Here is a 16,510-nt window from a genome sequence, read left to right on the forward strand (position 1 = left end):
TCATGGGTGTTTCTCCATCGCCACTCGCTTCGCGAGGTCACCGTTTTCGGCGGCGTAGGCGACAATATTGATCAAGCCGGAGAGATGCATAAATGCGTGCCAAAGGGTGGTGTCGTCGTTGGGGCCCTGGACCTCTGCCCGCATATCGTTGAGATCGTCGTACACGTCGCCCATCACTAGCGTCGGAGGTCCGACCTCGAATGCATCAGCAAAGTATACCTTCCAGTACTGACTTTGCCTCACATGGATACCGTCAACGCCTTGACCTTCCAGATAATCAAATAGGCTGTTGGTCAGGTGGCGCAGTTCCGAGATATTGATATCCGCTTCCGCCATCAAACCCTCCCCAGGGCGAAGCCCTTGGCGATGTAATTACGGACGAACCAGATCACGAGCGCGCCTGGAAGGATGGTGAGCACGCCGGCGGCGGCGAGCACGCCCCAGTCGAGCCCGGAGGCCGAGACCGTGCGCGTCATGATCGCGGCGATCGGCTTGGCGGCGGTCGTGGTCAAGGTGCGCGCGATCAGCAGCTCGACCCATGAGAACATGAAGCAGAAGAAGCAGGCCACGCCGACGCCGCTGGCGATCAGCGGCATGAAGATTTTCAGGAAGAAGCGCGGGAAGGAATAGCCATCGATATAGGCCGTCTCGTCTATCTCCTTCGGCACGCCGGACATGAAACCCTCGAGGATCCAGACCGCCAGCGGCACGTTGAACAGGCAGTGCGCCAGCGCCACCGCGATATGCGTGTCGATCAGCCCGAAGGCCGAATAGAGTTGGAAGAATGGCAGCGCGAACACTGCCGGCGGCGCCATGCGGTTTGTCAACAGCCAGAAGAAGAGGTGCTTGTCGCCGAGGAAGCGGTAGCGCGAGAAAGCGTAGGCCGCCGGCAGCGCCACCGAAACCGAGATCACCATGTTCATGACGACATAGATGATCGAATTGATGTAGCCCTTGTACCAGGACGGGTCGGTGAAGATCACGATGTAGTTGGCCAGGGTCGGGCTCTTCGGCCACAGCGAAAACGCGCCCAGGATCTCCTGATTGGTCTTGAAGCTCATATTGACCAGCCAGTAGATCGGCAGCATCAGAAAGATGATGTAGATCGTCGGCACCAACCACCAGAACCGGGATTCTTCGCCGCGCCGGCGCATCAGCCGCGCAAGCTGGTCCTGCGACAAGGTGCTGGCGAGCCCGTCCGAAACCGCCGTCTCACGCACTCGGTCCTGCCTCGTCGTTCCTTCGTTGGCGCCGCTCATCTCAGCGCTCCGCATCGACATTGGTCATGACGGTGTAGAACACCCAAGACAGCAGAAGGATGATCAGGAAGTAGATGATCGACATGGCGGCCGCCGGCCCGAGATCGAACTGACCGATGGCAATCTTGACCAGGTCTATCGACAGGAACGTCGTCGAATTGCCGGGACCTCCGCCGGTGACGACGAACGGCTCGGTGTAGATCATGAATGAGTCCATGAAGCGCAGCAGCACCGCGATCAGAAGCACGCGGTTCATCTTCGGCAGCTGGATGTAGCGGAACACTGCCCAGCGCGATGCACCATCGATCTTGGCCGCCTGATAGAAGGCATCGGGGATCGAGACCAGTCCGGCGTAGCAGAGCAGAACGACGAGGCTTGTCCAGTGCCATACGTCCATCAGGATGACCGTCACCCAGGCGTCGGTCGGATCGTTGACGTAGTTGTAGTCGAAGCCGAGCGACGACAGCGTATAGCCGAGCAGGCCGATGTCGATGCGGCCGAACACCTGCCAAATCGTGCCGACGACGTTCCACGGGATCAGCAGCGGCAGAGCCATCAGCACCAGGCAGACCGGCACGCCCCAGCCTTTCTTGGGCATGTTGAGAGCGATGAAGATGCCGAGCGGGATCTCGATGGCGAGGATGGTTGCGGAAAAGATCAGGTTGCGGACCATCGACAGCCAGAAGCGTTCCGACTCCAGGATCTCGGTGTACCAGTCCGAGCCGTTCCAGAAGAAGACGTTGTTTCCGAACGTGTCCTGCACCGAATAGTTGACCACCGTCATCAGCGGGATCACCGCCGAGAACGCCACCAGCAGGAGGACCGGCAGCACCATGAACCAGGCCTTGTTGTTCCAGGTCTTCTCCATCTAGGCCTCCATCTCGACACGCCAGGAATCGGCATAGATGTTGATGCCGGCCGGGTCGAACCGCACCTTCGGATCGGCGGGCAGGGTCTCGTCCTCACCGATCACGGCAGAGATATCGCGGCCTTCGAGCTTGGCGCGCACCACCTTGTGGCGGCCGAGATCCTCGACCTTGCTGACCTGCACGGCCATGCCTTCGCGGCCGAGCCGGACATATTCGGGACGGATGCCGAGCTCGACGGCGCCGCTGCCTGCCTTTGGCGCGCCCGGCAGTTCGATGCGCTGTGAGCCGAGCGTCGCCGTCTTGCCGTCGATTGCCACCGGCATGACGTTCATGCCCGGCGAGCCGATAAAATAACCGACGAAGGTATGGCGCGGGCGTTCGAACAATTCGGCCGGTGTGCCGATCTGCACGATGCCGCCATCATACATGACCACGACCTGCTCGGCGAAGGTCAGCGCCTCGGTCTGGTCGTGGGTCACATAGACCATGGTGTAGCCAAAGCGGCGGTGCAACTGCTTCAGCTGCGAGCGCAGCACCCACTTCATGTGCGGATCGATGACGGTCAGCGGCTCGTCGAACAGGATGGCGTTGACGTCGGAGCGCACCAGCCCGCGGCCGAGCGAGATCTTCTGCTTCTGGTCGGCGGTCAGGCCCCTCGCCTTCTTCTTCGCCCACGACGCTAGATCGATCATCTCCAGCGTCTCGCGAACCTTGCGGTCGACATCGGCTTCCGGCACGCCGCGGTTGCGCAGCGGGAAGGCCAGATTGTCGTAGACGGTCATGGTGTCGTAAATGACCGGGAACTGGAACACCTGCGCGATGTTGCGCTCCTGCGTCGACAAATTGGTCACGTCCTTGCCGTTGAACAGCAACTGGCCGTGCGAGGGGTGCAACAATCCCGAAATGATGTTGAGCAGCGTGGTCTTGCCGCAACCGGAGGGCCCGAGCAGCGCATAGGCGCCGCCGTCCTCGAAGACATGATGCACTTCCCGTAGCGCGAAATCGGCATCCTTCTGCGGGTTCGGCAGGTAGGAATGCCTGACATGGTTGACGTCGATGCGTGCCATCTCTTTGCCCTCAAGCCGCCAGCTTCGGCGCAGTCACGGCGCTGCCGTGCTCGTCGAAAACCATGATGTGGCGCGGATCGATGAACACCTCGACCACCTCGTCCGGCTCGAAATGCCTGATACCATGGGTCAGCATGACCCAGCGCGCATCGGCGAAATCGAGATGGATGAAGCTCTCCGATCCGGTGATCTCGGTGATCGTCACCTTGGCGCGCACCGGTACCGCCGCCGCATTGGGCCGCTCGAGCGACAGGTGGTGCGGCTGAAAACCGATCGTGTACATGGCATCGGCAATGCCGGAGAGCTCGGCCGGCACCGGCAGGTTCACGCCGCCCTCGAGCAGGAAGTCCCGACCCTTCTTGGCGAGCACGATGGTGTTGAGCGGTGGATCGGAAAACGTCCTGGCTGTCACCAGATCTACCGGCTTGCGGAACACCTCGATGGTCGGTCCGAACTGAGTGATCCGCCCTTCAGAAAGCGTCGCCGTGTTGCCGCCGAGCAGCAGCGCCTCGTGCGGCTCGGTCGTGGCGTAGACGAAGATGGTGCCGGCGGCGGCGAATATCCTGGGCAATTCGGCGCGCAGTTCCTCGCGCAATTTGTAGTCGAGATTGGCGAGCGGCTCATCGAGCAGGACCAGGCTTGCGTTCTTGACGATGGCGCGCGCCAGCGCGGTGCGCTGCTGCTGGCCACCGGACAGGCTTAGCGGCGTGCGGTCGAGATAGGGCGTCAGCTTGAGAAGAGCCGCGGCTTCACGCACCTGGCTGTCGATCCTGGCCTGCTCGATGCCGGCCACCCGCAGCGGCGAAGCAATGTTCTCATAAACGGTCATCGCCGGATAGTTGATGAACTGTTGGTAGACCATGGCGATCTTGCGCTTCTGCACCGGCACACCGGTGACATTCTGGCCGTCGAACCAGATCGAACCGGAGGTCGGCACGTCCAGGCCGGCCATCAGCCGCATCAGGCTTGTCTTGCCGGAAAGCGTAGGTCCGAGCAGGACGTTGAGCGAGCCGTGCTGGAGCGTCAGCGACACGTCGCTTATATGCTCGACCGCGCCGACCGCCTTGGTGACGTTTCTCAGTTCCAGCATGACGCCTCCTCCCAGGCCTTCCGCATCAGCTCAAACCCCTCTTCATTCGGCAGCCGCGACATGGCGCCGGCTTATGCCGCGCATGAACTCATCGAGCGCCGCCACCTGCTCGCGGCTGAGATGCAGACCGCGCTTGGTCCGGCGCCACAATACATCTTCTGATGTGACGGCCCATCCGTTTTGAACGAGATAGCGCACCTCGGCCTCGTAGAGATCGGCGCCGAAGTTGCGGCCGAGATCGACGTTCGATTTGGCCAGCCCCAACAGCATCCTTGCGCGGGTGCCATAGAGCCGGGTCAACCGGCGAGCCAGGCGCGCGTCGAGGAATGGATAGGCGGTTTTCAATTTCGCCACTTCGGCATCGAAACCGGTGGCCGGGAAATCGCCGCCCGGCAGCGGCGCGTTTGCCGTCCACGGCTTGCCGCGCTTGCCGAGAAAACCCTCGATCTTTTCCAGCATCGATTCCGACAGCCGGCGATACGTGGTGATCTTGCCGCCGAAGGCATTGACGATTGGGGCAGCGCCCTCGCCGCCATCGGCCTTGAGCACATAGTCCCGCGTCGCTTCCTGCGCCTTGGAGGCGCCGTCATCATAGAGCGGGCGGACGGCCGAATAGGTCCAGACGATGTCCGAGCGCTTGACGGGTTGGGCGAAATATTCGCTTGCCGCGGCGCAGAGGTAATCGATCTCGGTGTCGCTGATCTTCACGTCATGCGGATCGCCGGGATAATCTTGGTCGGTGGTGCCGATCAGTGTGAACTCTTCCTCATAGGGAATGGCGAAGATGATGCGACCATCCTTGTTCTGGAAGAAATAGGCGCGTGGATCGTCGAACTTCCTGGCGATGACAATGTGGCTGCCCTGCACGAGGCGGACATTGTGCACATCGTTGAGCCCCACCACGCCGGACAGCACATGATCGACCCAGGGGCCGGCGGCATTGACCAGCAGTCGCGCCTTGATCTCCTCGGTCTCGCCGCTCTGCAGATCCTCGATCTGGATTGCCCACAGGCCGTTTTCGCGGCGCGCGCCGGTCACCTTCGTGCGGGTGCGGACCGTGGCGCCGCGGTCGGCGGCATCACGCGCGTTCAGCGCCACCAGTCGCGCATCATTGACCCAGCCATCCGAATATTCGAAGGCCTTCTTGAACAGCGGCTTCAAAGGCTTGCCGGCCGGATCCCTGGCCATGTCCAGCGTCCGGGTCGCGGGCAGCAATTTGCGCCCGCCAATGTGGTCGTAGAGGAAGAGACCGAGCCTGATCAGCCAGGCCGGGCGCAGGCCCTTGGCATAGGGCAACACGAAGCGCATCGGCCAGATGATGTGCGGCGCGTTCTTCCACAAAACCTCGCGCTCCATCAGCGCCTCGCGCACCAGGCGGAATTCGTAGAATTCGAGGTAGCGCAGGCCGCCATGGATCAATTTGGTCGAACCCGAGGAGGTTCCGCTGGCGAGGTCGTTCATCTCGGCGAGAAACACGGAAAAGCCACGACCGACGGCATCACGGGCAATGCCGCAGCCATTGATGCCGCCACCTATGACGAAAATGTCACGGATCGGAGATGCGTCCACAATTCCTCCAACGATTCGCATTGCACCATTTTTGGGCTTTTACGAAACCGTGTCGGAATTATTTCGAAATGATAACGAATGTCAAACGAAATATCACGAGCGCGTGATATCGGGCGGAAACCGCCTAGGCGAGCGACGTCTCGATCAACTGAACCTCGGCCTCCTGGCAGATCTTGCGCACTGACGGGATGTCGCAACGATCGGTGATGAAGGTGTTGACCTGCGACAGATGGCCGATGCGCACCGGTGCGGTTCGCTCGAATTTGGTCTGGTCGGAAACCAGGATGACATGCCTTGCATTGGCGATGATCGCCTGCGCCACCTTGACCTCGCGAAAATCGAAATCGAGCAAGGCGCCGTCATGGTCGATGGCGGATGCACCGATCACCGCATAGTCGACCTTGAACTGCCTGATGAAGTCGACCGCCGCTTCGCCGACCACACCGCCATCGGAACCGCGCACAACCCCGCCGGCGATCACCACCTCGATCGAGGGATATATCCGCATCCTATTGGCAACATTGATGTTATTGGTGATGACCATGAGACCGTTGTGATCGAGCAACGCCTTGCTGACCGACTCGGTCGTGGTGCCGATGTTGATGAACAGCGAGGCATTGTCGGGGATCAGCCTGGCGGCCGCACGGCCGATCGCCTCCTTCTCGTCGGCGGCGATCTTGCGTCTCGCCTCATATTCCATGTTCTCGATGCCGGAGGGATACAGCGCGCCGCCATGGATGCGCGAGAGCAGCCGCTGGTCGCACAAATCGTTGAGGTCCTTGCGTATGGTCTGCGGCGTCACATTGAAGTGGGTGGCCAGATCATCGACCAGCACGCGGCCATGATCCTTGGCCATCTGGATAATCTCGGCATGGCGCGGCGACAGATACATAGGCAACCTCCCGTTTTCGTTTTTCTTGTCTATAGTCGAAAACGAAACCGATGAAAAGGCATGAGCCGGCTAATGAAATGCATGTGATTGCCAAGGTGAATACGAACGCAAACCAGATTGTGCCCGATCAATCCATTGCGCGCGCGATTTCCGTGATGACGGTGAAGGCCGTATCAACATCGGCGGCGGTCGCCTCGAACTGGCCGACCTGGAAGCGGATTGCGATCCTGCCATCGACCTTCGTCTGCGTCAGGTAGATGCGGCCATCGTCGTTGATCGCATTGACCAGGCGCAGATTGTGCTCGTCCGCATCAGTGCCAGCTGCAGCCTTGTGCCGGAACGAGAAGAGCGACAGCATCGACTCGCTGACGATCTCGAAATTCGGCTCCCTTGCCAGCCGCGCGGCAAGCCCTTCGCTCCACGCGACATGATTGCGGATCATCGTGCGCAGATTTTCCAGGCCATGGGCGCGCAGCAGGAACCACAATTTCAGCGCGCGAAATCGCCTGCCAAGCGGCACCGACCATTCGGAATAGTTGATGATGCCGTCGTGGCCGTGTGTCTTCAGATAATCCGGCTTGATGGCCAGCGTCCTCACATGGCTTTCGGGGTCGCGCAGGAACTGGATCGAGCAGTCGAACTGCGCGCCCAGCCATTTGTGCGGATTGAAAACGATGGAATCGGCGCCTTCGACCCCTTCCCAGAAATGCCGATACTCCGGACAGATCATCGCCGATCCCGCCCATGCGGCGTCGACGTGAAGATAAAGCCCATGCCGCCGTGCGACCTCGACAACCGCTGCAATATCGTCGGTGCCGCCGGTGCTGGTGCCGCCGACGCAAGCGATGATGCCGGCCGGCAGCATGCCGGCTTCCCTGTCGGCGATGATTGCCGCCTCGAGTGCTGCCGTGTCCATGGCGCGAAAGCGGCCGCCGACCGGAATGCGCACGAGATTGTCCTCGCCGATGCCGGACACCCAGATCGCCCGGTCGATCGACGTGTGCACCTGGTCGGAGGAATAGATGCGCAGCCGCGCCTGCCCTGCCAGGCCTTGTCTGTTGCCTTGCCAGTCGAGCGCCCGTTCGCGCATGGTCAGCACCGCGGCCAGTGTCGCCGACGAGGCTGAATCCTGGATCACCCCGGAAAACCCTTCGGGCAGGCCGAGCGCCTGGCGCATCCAGTCTACGGTGCGCGTTTCGAGTTCGGTCGCCGCCGGCGACGTCTGCCAGAGCATGCATTGCGCGGCCATCGCCGAAACCAGATATTCCGCCACCACCGAAACCGGCGCCGCATTGGCCGGGAAATAGGCGAAGAAGCGGGGATGCTGCCAATGCGTCATTCCCGGCAGGATCTTCTCTTCGAAGTCGGCGAAGATCCGGTCCATCGGCTCGGCGTCTTCGGGCGGAGAAGCCTCAATGCTTCGAAAAATGTCGCCCGGTTCGACCAGCGGCCGCACCGGCCGCTCGCGTAGCGTATTGCGGTAGTCGGCGCCCCAGTCGGCGGCGCGGCGCGACCATTGCCGGAAATCATCGTTGTTCATCCTGTCCTCCCGACATGATCGACCGCCACCATCCATCGCGGCTGGTCTCTTTATTAATTAACGCGTGAAATAGACGCAACCGGCAATGGATGCCGCACGCCTCAGCCAGGGAAATCCGGCAGGCTGGCAAAGGCGGTCTTCAGCGCATTCGACCATCCGTCGGAGATCGTGCGGTAATACTGGTCGTCCTGGCCGATCCGCTTCTTCAATCCGACCTTGAAGGCGTCCTTCTCCAGGAAGAGCAGGTCGAGCGGCAAGCCGACGGACAGGTTCGACTTCAACGTCGAATCGAACGACACCAAAAGCAGCTTCACCGTCTCGGCCAGGCTCATCGTCCTTTCATAGGCGCGGATGATGATCGGCTTGCCGTATTTGGTCTCGCCGATCTGAAAAAACGGCGTGTCGTCGGTCGACTCGATGAAATTGCCTTCGGGATAGATCATGAACAGGCGCGGCTCGCTGCCCTTGATCTGGCCGCCGAGGATGAAGGACGCATTGAAGTAGGAATCCGCCTTCTCGCCGGCGGGCGATGAATTGGCGATGACCTCCTTGACCGTGTCGCCAACAATGCGGACCGTTTGGTACATCGACGGCGTTTCGAGCAGCGTGGAATGTCTTTCGGAGATCGCCTTGGTGCGCTCGTCAAGCAGGCTGACCACGGCCTGCGTCGTCGCCAGGTTGCCCGCCGACATCAAAACGATGACGCGCTCGCCCGGCTCTTCCCAGACATGCATCTTGCGAAAGGTGGAGATGGAATCCATGCCTGCATTGGTACGCGTGTCCGACATGAACACGAGCCCGCCATCGATCTTCAGGCCAACGCAATAGGTCATGGAATCTCTTCTAGAGCAATTCCAGGAAAAGTGTGAAGCGGTTTTCCGTCCGGAATTGCGTTAAAACAAGGAGATAGAGCGGTCCGGCGTTTCCTTGAAACGCTGAATCGCTCGGCAGCAATCTTGCGAGGATTACTGCTCCACCGTGACGGTGACCGCAAGCTGTTCTTCCGCCTGTCCCAGCCGAATTCCCGACACCGGCGTGGCGTCGCGGTAATCGCGGCCCGTTGCCACCTTTACATAACGCTCGTCGGGTGAAATGCCATTGGCGGCATCGAAGGCAACCCAGCCGAGACCCGAAACATGCGCCTCGGCCCAGGCATGGCTGGCCGCCTGCTCGACCGTGGCTTCCAGCATCAGATAGCCGCTGACATAGCGGGCCGGAAAGCCCATGGCACGCGCCGCGGCGGCAAAGATATGGGTATGATCCTGGCAGACCCCGGTTTTCAGCGCCAAGGCTTCCTCCGCCGGCGTCGTCGCACTGGTGGTGCCGGGCGTGTAGACAACGCGCTCGCCGATGACAGCCATCAGCCGGTGCAGCCTTTCGATGTCGCTGCCCTTGCCGACCGATGCGGCGAGTTCGCGGATACCGCTGCCGATCACCGTCAATGGCGTCTCATGGCTGTACAGCCAGAGCGGCGTAAAGCCCTGGTGCGGCCCCGAGACACCCGCGGTGTCGCGTGTCACCACTTCGCCTGATGCTTCCACCGTGATGAAGTCGCGCTCGCCCTCGACGCTTAGCAGCCTTGTGTCATTGCCGAAATGGTCGACAAAGCGAACTTCTTCGCGCGCGCCTTCGATGGTCAAGGCCCAGGACAGAACGGTCTGCGTCGACCCGCTGACCGGAAGCAGCCGCAGCCGCTGCAACAGATAGTGCACCGGCGCGTCGTAGCGGTATTCGGTCCGATGGGTGATCTTCAGCCGCATGCTTCTATTCCGTTTGTGAGCACGATCTCCGGACAAACGGTTTCATTTGTCTGAGAAAACCGGCTCCCACCTTTCGGGACCATGCTCAATTGAACCGGTAATCTTGTGCGATCTCTTCGCCCAGCTTGGTGTTGTCGCGAATGAAATTGGCCAGGAACTCATGCAGCCCGGCGTCGAATATGCCCTTGATCGACCCGGCTCTCAGCATTGTCTGCGTCTTCTCGGCCGTTGCGTGGCAGGCATGGCGTTCGCCGTAATCGTCGCCGAGGAATTTCAGGTGCTCCGACAGGAAGCGATAGCAGAACATCAGCGAACGCGGCATGCGGACATTGAGGATCAGATAGTCGGCAATGTTGGTCGGCTTGTAATCGGCGTCGTAGACCCAACGGTAGGAGCGATGCGCCGAGACCGAACGCAGGATCGATTCCCACTGATAATTGTCGAGCGTCGAGCCGACCCAGGAGATCGACGGCAGCAGCACATAATATTTCACGTCGAGGATGCGCGCCGTGTTGTCCGCGCGCTCGACATAGGTGCCGAGCTGCGAGAAGTCGAAGATTTCGTTGCGCAGCATGGTGCCGTAGAACGAGCCGCGGATCAGCGCCGTCTCGCGCTTGATGGCGTCGAGTACGCTGGGCAGGTCGCGCTCGTCGATCGGCTTGGCCAGCATCCGCTTCAGCGACATCCAGGCTTCGTTGATGCTTTCCCAGGTTTCGCGCGTCAGCGCGGTACGCACCATGCGGGCATTGTTGCGGGCCGTCTCGATCGACGCCATCGTGCTCGACGGGTTCGACGTGTCGCGCAACAGGAAGTCGGCGACGTTGGCCGCGGTATAGTCAGAATATTTCTGGCTGAAGGTGACGTCGGAACCGGCGCTGAGCAGCACCGAATTCCACTCTTCCGAGGCACTCTGGGTACGAGTCAGCGCCATGCGCAAACCGGCATCGACCAAGCGCGCCATGTTCTCCGCCCGCTCGATATAGCGATTCATCCAGTAAAGCCCGTTGGCGGTGCGGCCGAGAAGCATATCAACGTGCCCCGATTTTGAGCGAGTAGCGAGTAGCGAGTAGCGAATAGGGAATGCGTCTCATGATTGCTGCGTCCCCCTGCTCGTCTCAATCATCCAGCACCCAAGTATCTTTCGTCCCGCCGCCTTGCGAGGAATTCACGACCAGCGAGCCTTCCTTCAGCGCGACACGCGTGAGGCCGCCCGGCACGATTTGGATGCGATCGGAGACCAGCACATAAGGCCTGAGATCGACATGGCGCGGCGCCAGCCCCTTTTCCGTCAGGATCGGGCATGTCGACAGCGCCAGCGTCGGCTGGGCGATGTAATTCGAAGGTTTTGCCTGGAGTTTCTTGGCAAAGGTCTCGCATTCCTTCTTGGTCGCAGCCGGCCCGACCAGCATGCCGTAGCCGCCGGAACCATGGACTTCCTTGATCACCAGCTCGTCGATGTGCTCGAGCACGTATTTCAGGCTGTCGGGCTCCGAGCAGCGCCAGGTTGGGATGTTGCCCAGGATCGCCTTGCGGCCGGTGTAGAATTCGATGATCTCGGGCATGTAGGAATAGATCGCCTTGTCGTCGGCGATGCCGGTGCCCGGCGCATTGGCGATGGTGATGTTGCCGGCCCGATAGACATCCATGATGCCGGGTATGCCGAGTGCCGAATCCGGCCGGAAGGTCAGCGGATCGAGGAAGGAATCGTCCACGCGCCGGTAGAGCACATCGATCTGCTTGTAGCCTTCGGTCGTGCGCATCGCGACATGGCCGTCGACGACGCGCAGATCCTGGCCTTCGACCAGCTGCACGCCCATCTGGTCGGCGAGGAAGGCGTGTTCGAAATAGGCGGAGTTGAAGCTGCCGGGCGTCAGCACCGCAATGGTCGGCGCGCCCTTGGTGCTTTGCGGCCGCACCGCCGCCAGCGACTGGCGCAGAAGCTGCGGGTAGTTTTCCACCGGCCGTACCTTGATCTTCTGGAACAGCTCGGGGAACAGCTGCATCATCGTCTCGCGGTTCTCCAGCATGTAAGAGACGCCCGACGGTGTGCGCGCATTATCCTCCAGCACGTAGAATTCGTCCTCCGAGATGCGGACGATGTCGACGCCGATGATGTGGGTGTAGACGCCGGCCGGCGGCCTGACCCCGATCATCTCCGGCAGGAAGGCCTCGTTCCTGGCGATCAATTCCCTGGGGACGCGCCCTGCGCGCAGGATTTCCTGGCGGTGGTAGATGTCGTCGAGGAAGGCGTTCAGCGCCTGCACGCGCTGCTCGATGCCCTGCGTGAGGCGGCGCCATTCATTGCCTGAAATGATGCGGGGAACGATATCGAACGGGATCAGCCGCTCGGAAGCTTCCTGCTCGCCATAGACGGCGAAGGTGATGCCGGTCTTGCGGAAGACGCGTTCGGCGTCCTGCATCTTCTCGGTCAGCCTGGCCGGATCCTGCTCCTTCAGCCAGCGATCATAAGCCGAATACGGTCTTCTCAATCCGGAGACTTCCGGAAGCATTTCATCGAACGCTGCCAATCGCATACTCCCCTGTGACGCCATTTCACTGGCGTCGCCGGAGAAAATCAAGCGCAATCGGTGATTTGAGAGATACGGGCGATCAGTATGTTGCGCCTGCCCAAAATTGAGGCAGCTAAAATATGACCTTGATCAGCCTTTGCCTCGTGCCCGGGCAAATGCGTTTCCAGGCTAGAAAGCGCGAAACGTGACGACGGTGAACGTGTCCTTGATGCCGGGGAGAATCTGCACCTTCTCATTGACGAAATGGCCGACGTCTTCCTCGTCGTCGACGTAGAATTTGGCGAGCAGATCGTAATTGCCGGCGGTGGAGTAGATTTCCGAGGCGATCTCGGCATCGGCAAGCGCACTGGCAACCTCATAGGATTTGCCGAGCTCGCATTTGATCTGCACGAAAAACGCCTTCATGGCTTCGTCCCGCTAAACGTCCAAGTCCAGCGGCCCTTCTGGCAGACTGGAGGCGGGCTTTCAAGCGCTGGAATGAATGCTCAGCCGGCTCGGGCCTAGGCTACCGCCTGCTGCAACTCCGCCACTGGCGTGGAACTTGTCACCGATCGCCAGTGAATATTCGCAATCGCTGAAACCGCGATGCGCTGCCAAGCGTATGTTATGATGTGTCTTCGGACAGCAGCATTTCGAGGGAAGATATTTCGCGGGATAACGGAGACAGGCCATGCGCCGCGCCTTTTTCGCAATCGCAGTCGTTCCATTCCTCTTCGCGTCGTCGGTATTGGCCGGCGATGCCGAGATCAAGGCGGGCCAGTCCGTCATCGACAGTCAGCTAAAGGCCCTCATCGCCAATGACGGCGCCACCGCCTACAGCTTCGCCGCCCCGAATGTGAAGCGGATCTTCCCGACCGTCGATGCCTTCATGAACATGGTGACCAACGGCTATCCGCCGGTGCGCAAGCCGCGGACCTATTCCTTCGGCAAGGTCGAGGAGACCGCTCCGGGTTCGATCGTCCAGCAGGTGCTGATCGTCGGCCCCGACGGCAAGGATTACGAGGCGGTCTACACGTTGCAGCAACAGCCCGACGGTACGTTCCAGATCACCGGCTGCAGCCTGCGCGCTTCGAATTCGCTCAGCACTTGAGGCCTCACAGCAACGGGATATCGCCCCTCGCCCAGCCCTCGGTGATTTCCGCGCCGCGCGCCTCGAAGGCGCCGGTCTCGATCGCAGCGCGGATGTCCTGCATCAGCTTTTGATAGTAAGAAAGGTTGTTCCAGGTCAAAAGCATAGCACCGAGCGCTTCTTGCGAGCGCACCAGATGATGCAGATAGGCGCGTGAGTAGTCCCGGGCGGCCGGGCAGTCGCTTTCCTCGTCGAGCGGCCGTGGATCGTCGGCATGGCGGGCGTTGCGCAGATTGACCTTGCCGCGCCTTGTATAGGCAAGGCCGTGGCGGCCGGCCCGTGTCGGCATCACGCAGTCGAACATGTCGATGCCGCGCGCCACCGATTTCAGGATATCGTCGGGCGTGCCGACACCCATCAGATAGCGCGGCTTGTCCGCTGGCAGTTCCGGGCAGGTGATGTCGAGCATCTCGAGCATCACCGCTTGCGGTTCGCCGACGGCCAGGCCGCCGACCGCATAGCCCTTCAGCTCCATCGCGCTCAGCGCCTGCGCCGAGCGCTCCCGCAGCGCCGCGTTGTCGCCGCCTTGCACGATGCCGAACATCGCCTTGCCCGGCTGATCGCCGAACGCCGTCTTGCAGCGCTCGGCCCAACGCAACGACAGCTCCATGGCGCGCTCGATTTCCTTCATCTCGGCCGGCAGCGCCGTGCATTCGTCGAGCTGCATCTGGATATCGGAATCGAGCAATCCCTGGATCTCTATCGAACGCTCCGGCGACATCTCGTAGGCGGCGCCATCGATATGCGAGCGGAAGGTGACGCCCTTTTCGGTCAGCTTTCTCAGCTTCGACAGCGACATCACCTGGAAACCGCCGCTGTCGGTCAGGATAGGATGCGGCCAGCGGGCGAACTCGTGCAGGCCACCGAGCCGCGCCACACGCTCGGCGCCGGGCCGCAGCATCAGATGATAGGTGTTGCCCAGGATGATGTCGGCGCCGACACCGCGCACCTGGTCCATATACATGGCCTTGACGGTGCCGCCGGTGCCGACCGGCATGAAGGCCGGCGTGCGGATTTCGCCGCGCGGCATGTCGATCACGCCGCGTCGCGCCTTGCCGTCGGTTGCCAGAACCTTGAAGCTGAACGGCTTAGCCATTGAATTCCTTGTCGTGGATCGGGGCGTCCGGCGCCTGATTGTCGAGCGACTGGCGGTAGTGGATGCAGCCGCGCATGGCGGAATCGAGGTGCTGGCGAATGCCGGCGCGCAGCTTTTTCAATTCCGCATTCAGCGCATAGCGGTCAAAGGCTTGCAGATCATCGTCCATCGCTCGTCTCCGCTCGGAAAAGCAGGCTTGCGTCGCCATAGGAATAGAATCTGTAACGGTTCTCGATCGCATGGGCATAGGCCGCACGCATCGTGTCGAGGCCGCTGAAGGCCGAGACAAGCATGAACAGCGTCGAGCGCGGCAGATGGAAATTGGTCATCAGCACGTCGGCGGTGCGAAAACGGTAGCCGGGCGTGATGAAGATATCGGTCGGACCGGACCACGCAGCCAGAGTACCGTCCTCACGCGCCGCACTCTCCAGCAGTCGCAGCGAGGTCGTGCCGACGGCAACGACGCGCCCGCCTCTTGCTCTTGCGGCATTCAGGGCGTCCGCAGTGGCTTCGCTGACCGAACCGGTCTCGGCATGCATCTTGTGGTCGGCGGTGTCGTCGGCCTTCACCGGCAGGAACGTACCGGCGCCGACATGCAAGGTGACGAAGCGGCGTTCGATGCCCTTGCTGTCAAGCGCTGCAAAAAGCTCCGGCGTGAAATGCAGGCCCGCTGTCGGAGCCGCGACGGCGCCTTCCTCGCTTGCATAGATGGTCTGGTAGTCGGCCCGGTCGCGTTCGTCGTCGTCGCGTTTCGAGGCGATGTAGGGCGGCAGCGGAATGTGGCCGACCGCGTGCAGTGCCTCGTCGAGGAAGGGCCCCGACAGGTCGAAGCCGAGCAGTGCTTCGCCGCCCTCGCCTTTCTCGATCACCGTGGCGTCGAGCTGACCGAGGAAACAGGAATTGCCGTCATGGCCGAAATGGATGCGGTCGCCGGCGGCTATGCGCTTGCCCGGCCGCATGAAGGCCAGCCAGCGGTCCGGCGCCATGCGCATATGCAGCGTGGCTTCGACCTGCGCCGTCGCTTCGCCCCGCCGCCTTATGCCTTTGAGCTGCGCTGGAATGACCTTGGTGTCGTTGAACACCAGCACGTCGCCGGCCCTGAGCAAGGACGGCAGGTCGCCAACCGTCCAGTCATCGAGCCCTTCGCCTGATTTGACCAGAAGCATCTTGGCGCTGTCACGCGGCTGCGCCGGGCGGAGCGCGATGCGCTCCTCCGGCAAGTCGAAGTCAAAGAGATCGACGCGCATCAGTAGAGCCGGACGAGCAGCGCTCCGGCCAAGAGCAGCACCGCGCCGGCAACGCGGCCGAGCGAGATTTCACGCACCGCGACGCCGAGGAAGCCGACGCGGTCGATGAGCATGCCGGCCAGCAACTGGCCGGCGACCAGAAACGCCATCAGCGCGGCAGCACCTATGCGTGGCGTGAGAATCGTCGACAGCGTGACATAGAAACCGCCCAGCATGCCGCCGGCCACGAACAGCCAGGGCGCCGGCGCCTTCCAGTCGAGCGAGATGCCTTGCAGCTTCACCACCGTGACGGAGATGATACCGAGCACGATCGCGCCCGACAGGAACGAAAACGCAGCCGCCGCGACCGGGAGGCCCAAGCCGCGTGCCAGCTGCGAATTGATCGGCGCCTGAATGGCAATGAAGGCGCCGGACAGGATGCCGAGAAGCGACCAGACGACGCCCATCATTGTCGTTTGCCC

Annotated in this window: 18 protein-coding genes; 1 reads left to right on the top strand and 17 read right to left on the bottom strand. The window is 61.5% G+C overall.

Features of this window, described 5'->3' with window-relative positions:
- From EN749_RS03945 to EN749_RS04005, 13 genes are all read right to left on the bottom strand, one after another.
- Positions 1–336 (bottom strand): hypothetical protein, encoded by a 336-nt coding sequence (locus EN749_RS03945; RefSeq protein ID WP_128362595.1) that lies wholly within the window; start codon positions 334–336, stop codon positions 1–3.
- Complete coding sequence (locus EN749_RS03950; protein WP_027036701.1) at positions 336–1,259, bottom strand: carbohydrate ABC transporter permease; 924 nt, start codon at positions 1,257–1,259, stop codon at positions 336–338. Before EN749_RS03950 ends, EN749_RS03945 begins: the two co-directional genes overlap by 1 nt.
- A gap of 1 nt (position 1,260) precedes the next feature.
- Positions 1,261–2,127, bottom strand: a complete 867-nt coding sequence (locus tag EN749_RS03955) for a sugar ABC transporter permease (protein ID WP_127272310.1) — start codon at positions 2,125–2,127, stop codon at positions 1,261–1,263.
- Positions 2,128–3,195: an ABC transporter ATP-binding protein gene (locus EN749_RS03960; RefSeq protein ID WP_023812976.1), complete on the bottom strand. Its 1,068-nt coding sequence runs from the start codon at positions 3,193–3,195 to the stop codon at positions 2,128–2,130.
- Between the two features lie 10 nt (positions 3,196–3,205).
- Positions 3,206–4,285 carry an ABC transporter ATP-binding protein gene (locus tag EN749_RS03965; RefSeq protein ID WP_127810486.1) on the bottom strand — a complete coding sequence of 360 codons (1,080 nt, stop codon included), beginning with the start codon at positions 4,283–4,285 and terminating at the stop codon, positions 3,206–3,208.
- Positions 4,286–4,327: 42 nt separating this feature from the next.
- Positions 4,328–5,854, bottom strand: a complete 1,527-nt coding sequence (gene glpD, locus EN749_RS03970; protein WP_128362596.1) for a glycerol-3-phosphate dehydrogenase — start codon at positions 5,852–5,854, stop codon at positions 4,328–4,330.
- Between the two features lie 124 nt (positions 5,855–5,978).
- The gene (locus EN749_RS03975; RefSeq protein ID WP_127258922.1) at positions 5,979–6,746 is read right to left on the bottom strand and encodes a DeoR/GlpR family DNA-binding transcription regulator; all 768 of its coding nucleotides are present in this window, start codon (positions 6,744–6,746) and stop codon (positions 5,979–5,981) included.
- Positions 6,747–6,873: 127 nt separating this feature from the next.
- Positions 6,874–8,286 (bottom strand): aspartate aminotransferase family protein, encoded by a 1,413-nt coding sequence (locus EN749_RS03980; protein WP_128362597.1) that lies wholly within the window; start codon positions 8,284–8,286, stop codon positions 6,874–6,876.
- Positions 8,287–8,387: 101 nt separating this feature from the next.
- Positions 8,388–9,119 (bottom strand): peptidase, encoded by a 732-nt coding sequence (locus EN749_RS03985; protein ID WP_127322443.1) that lies wholly within the window; start codon positions 9,117–9,119, stop codon positions 8,388–8,390.
- Positions 9,120–9,251: 132 nt separating this feature from the next.
- A complete protein-coding gene (locus EN749_RS03990) occupies positions 9,252–10,046 on the bottom strand; it encodes a transglutaminase family protein (RefSeq protein ID WP_127273300.1) in 795 nt (264 codons plus the stop codon).
- 85 nt (positions 10,047–10,131) lie between these two features.
- On the bottom strand, positions 10,132–11,073 hold the full coding sequence (locus EN749_RS03995) for an alpha-E domain-containing protein (protein ID WP_027036710.1): 942 nt from the start codon (positions 11,071–11,073) through the stop codon (positions 10,132–10,134).
- 88 nt (positions 11,074–11,161) lie between these two features.
- The gene (locus EN749_RS04000; RefSeq protein ID WP_023812984.1) at positions 11,162–12,574 is read right to left on the bottom strand and encodes a circularly permuted type 2 ATP-grasp protein; all 1,413 of its coding nucleotides are present in this window, start codon (positions 12,572–12,574) and stop codon (positions 11,162–11,164) included.
- Between the two features lie 171 nt (positions 12,575–12,745).
- A complete protein-coding gene (locus tag EN749_RS04005) occupies positions 12,746–12,982 on the bottom strand; it encodes an Lrp/AsnC family transcriptional regulator (protein ID WP_010909609.1) in 237 nt (78 codons plus the stop codon).
- Positions 12,983–13,247: 265 nt separating this feature from the next.
- Here EN749_RS04005 and EN749_RS04010 point away from each other — a divergent pair, with 265 nt between their 5' ends.
- The gene (locus EN749_RS04010; protein WP_127269463.1) at positions 13,248–13,667 is read left to right on the top strand and encodes a DUF4864 domain-containing protein; all 420 of its coding nucleotides are present in this window, start codon (positions 13,248–13,250) and stop codon (positions 13,665–13,667) included.
- Between the two features lie 4 nt (positions 13,668–13,671).
- Here the strand turns inward: EN749_RS04010 and tgt are convergent, their stop codons facing one another.
- Genes tgt through EN749_RS04025 form a run of 4 tightly spaced genes read right to left on the bottom strand, consistent with a single transcriptional unit; the run spans position 13,672 to position 16,498 of the window.
- Positions 13,672–14,802, bottom strand: coding sequence for a tRNA guanosine(34) transglycosylase Tgt (gene tgt / locus EN749_RS04015; RefSeq protein WP_127269464.1), 1,131 nt, complete (start codon positions 14,800–14,802; stop codon positions 13,672–13,674).
- The gene (locus EN749_RS37600; protein ID WP_164749036.1) at positions 14,795–14,971 is read right to left on the bottom strand and encodes a hypothetical protein; all 177 of its coding nucleotides are present in this window, start codon (positions 14,969–14,971) and stop codon (positions 14,795–14,797) included. Before EN749_RS37600 ends, tgt begins: the two co-directional genes overlap by 8 nt.
- The gene (gene queA / locus EN749_RS04020; RefSeq protein WP_127395668.1) at positions 14,961–16,049 is read right to left on the bottom strand and encodes a tRNA preQ1(34) S-adenosylmethionine ribosyltransferase-isomerase QueA; all 1,089 of its coding nucleotides are present in this window, start codon (positions 16,047–16,049) and stop codon (positions 14,961–14,963) included. Before queA ends, EN749_RS37600 begins: the two co-directional genes overlap by 11 nt.
- Positions 16,049–16,498 (bottom strand): DMT family transporter, encoded by a 450-nt coding sequence (locus EN749_RS04025; protein WP_013531824.1) that lies wholly within the window; start codon positions 16,496–16,498, stop codon positions 16,049–16,051. The genes queA and EN749_RS04025 overlap by 1 nt, the downstream gene beginning before the upstream one ends.
- Positions 16,499–16,510 lie beyond the last annotated feature (12 nt).

Source organism: Mesorhizobium sp. M7A.F.Ca.ET.027.02.1.1, from assembly GCF_004022985.1.
Lineage (GTDB): Bacteria > Pseudomonadota > Alphaproteobacteria > Rhizobiales > Rhizobiaceae > Mesorhizobium.

Bases quoted from the DNA above. Each gene is read 5' to 3' on its own strand.
- EN749_RS04025 (WP_013531824.1), bottom strand. From the start codon at position 16,498: ATGATGGGCGTCGTCTGGTCGCTTCTCGGCATCCTGTCCGGCGCCTTC.
- EN749_RS03955 (WP_127272310.1), bottom strand. From the start codon at position 2,127: ATGGAGAAGACCTGGAACAACAAGGCCTGGTTCATGGTGCTGCCGGTC.
- EN749_RS03950 (WP_027036701.1), bottom strand. From the start codon at position 1,259: ATGAGCGGCGCCAACGAAGGAACGACGAGGCAGGACCGAGTGCGTGAG.
- EN749_RS03995 (WP_027036710.1), bottom strand. From the start codon at position 11,073: ATGCTTCTCGGCCGCACCGCCAACGGGCTTTACTGGATGAATCGCTAT.
- tgt (WP_127269464.1), bottom strand. From the start codon at position 14,802: ATGGCTAAGCCGTTCAGCTTCAAGGTTCTGGCAACCGACGGCAAGGCG.
- EN749_RS03975 (WP_127258922.1), bottom strand. From the start codon at position 6,746: ATGTATCTGTCGCCGCGCCATGCCGAGATTATCCAGATGGCCAAGGAT.
- EN749_RS04005 (WP_010909609.1), bottom strand. From the start codon at position 12,982: ATGAAGGCGTTTTTCGTGCAGATCAAATGCGAGCTCGGCAAATCCTAT.
- EN749_RS03960 (WP_023812976.1), bottom strand. From the start codon at position 3,195: ATGGCACGCATCGACGTCAACCATGTCAGGCATTCCTACCTGCCGAAC.
- queA (WP_127395668.1), bottom strand. From the start codon at position 16,049: ATGCGCGTCGATCTCTTTGACTTCGACTTGCCGGAGGAGCGCATCGCG.
- EN749_RS03945 (WP_128362595.1), bottom strand. From the start codon at position 336: ATGGCGGAAGCGGATATCAATATCTCGGAACTGCGCCACCTGACCAAC.
- EN749_RS03980 (WP_128362597.1), bottom strand. From the start codon at position 8,286: ATGAACAACGATGATTTCCGGCAATGGTCGCGCCGCGCCGCCGACTGG.
- EN749_RS37600 (WP_164749036.1), bottom strand. From the start codon at position 14,971: ATGGACGATGATCTGCAAGCCTTTGACCGCTATGCGCTGAATGCGGAA.
- EN749_RS04010 (WP_127269463.1), top strand. From the start codon at position 13,248: ATGCGCCGCGCCTTTTTCGCAATCGCAGTCGTTCCATTCCTCTTCGCG.
- EN749_RS03965 (WP_127810486.1), bottom strand. From the start codon at position 4,285: ATGCTGGAACTGAGAAACGTCACCAAGGCGGTCGGCGCGGTCGAGCAT.
- EN749_RS03985 (WP_127322443.1), bottom strand. From the start codon at position 9,119: ATGACCTATTGCGTTGGCCTGAAGATCGATGGCGGGCTCGTGTTCATG.
- EN749_RS03990 (WP_127273300.1), bottom strand. From the start codon at position 10,046: ATGCGGCTGAAGATCACCCATCGGACCGAATACCGCTACGACGCGCCG.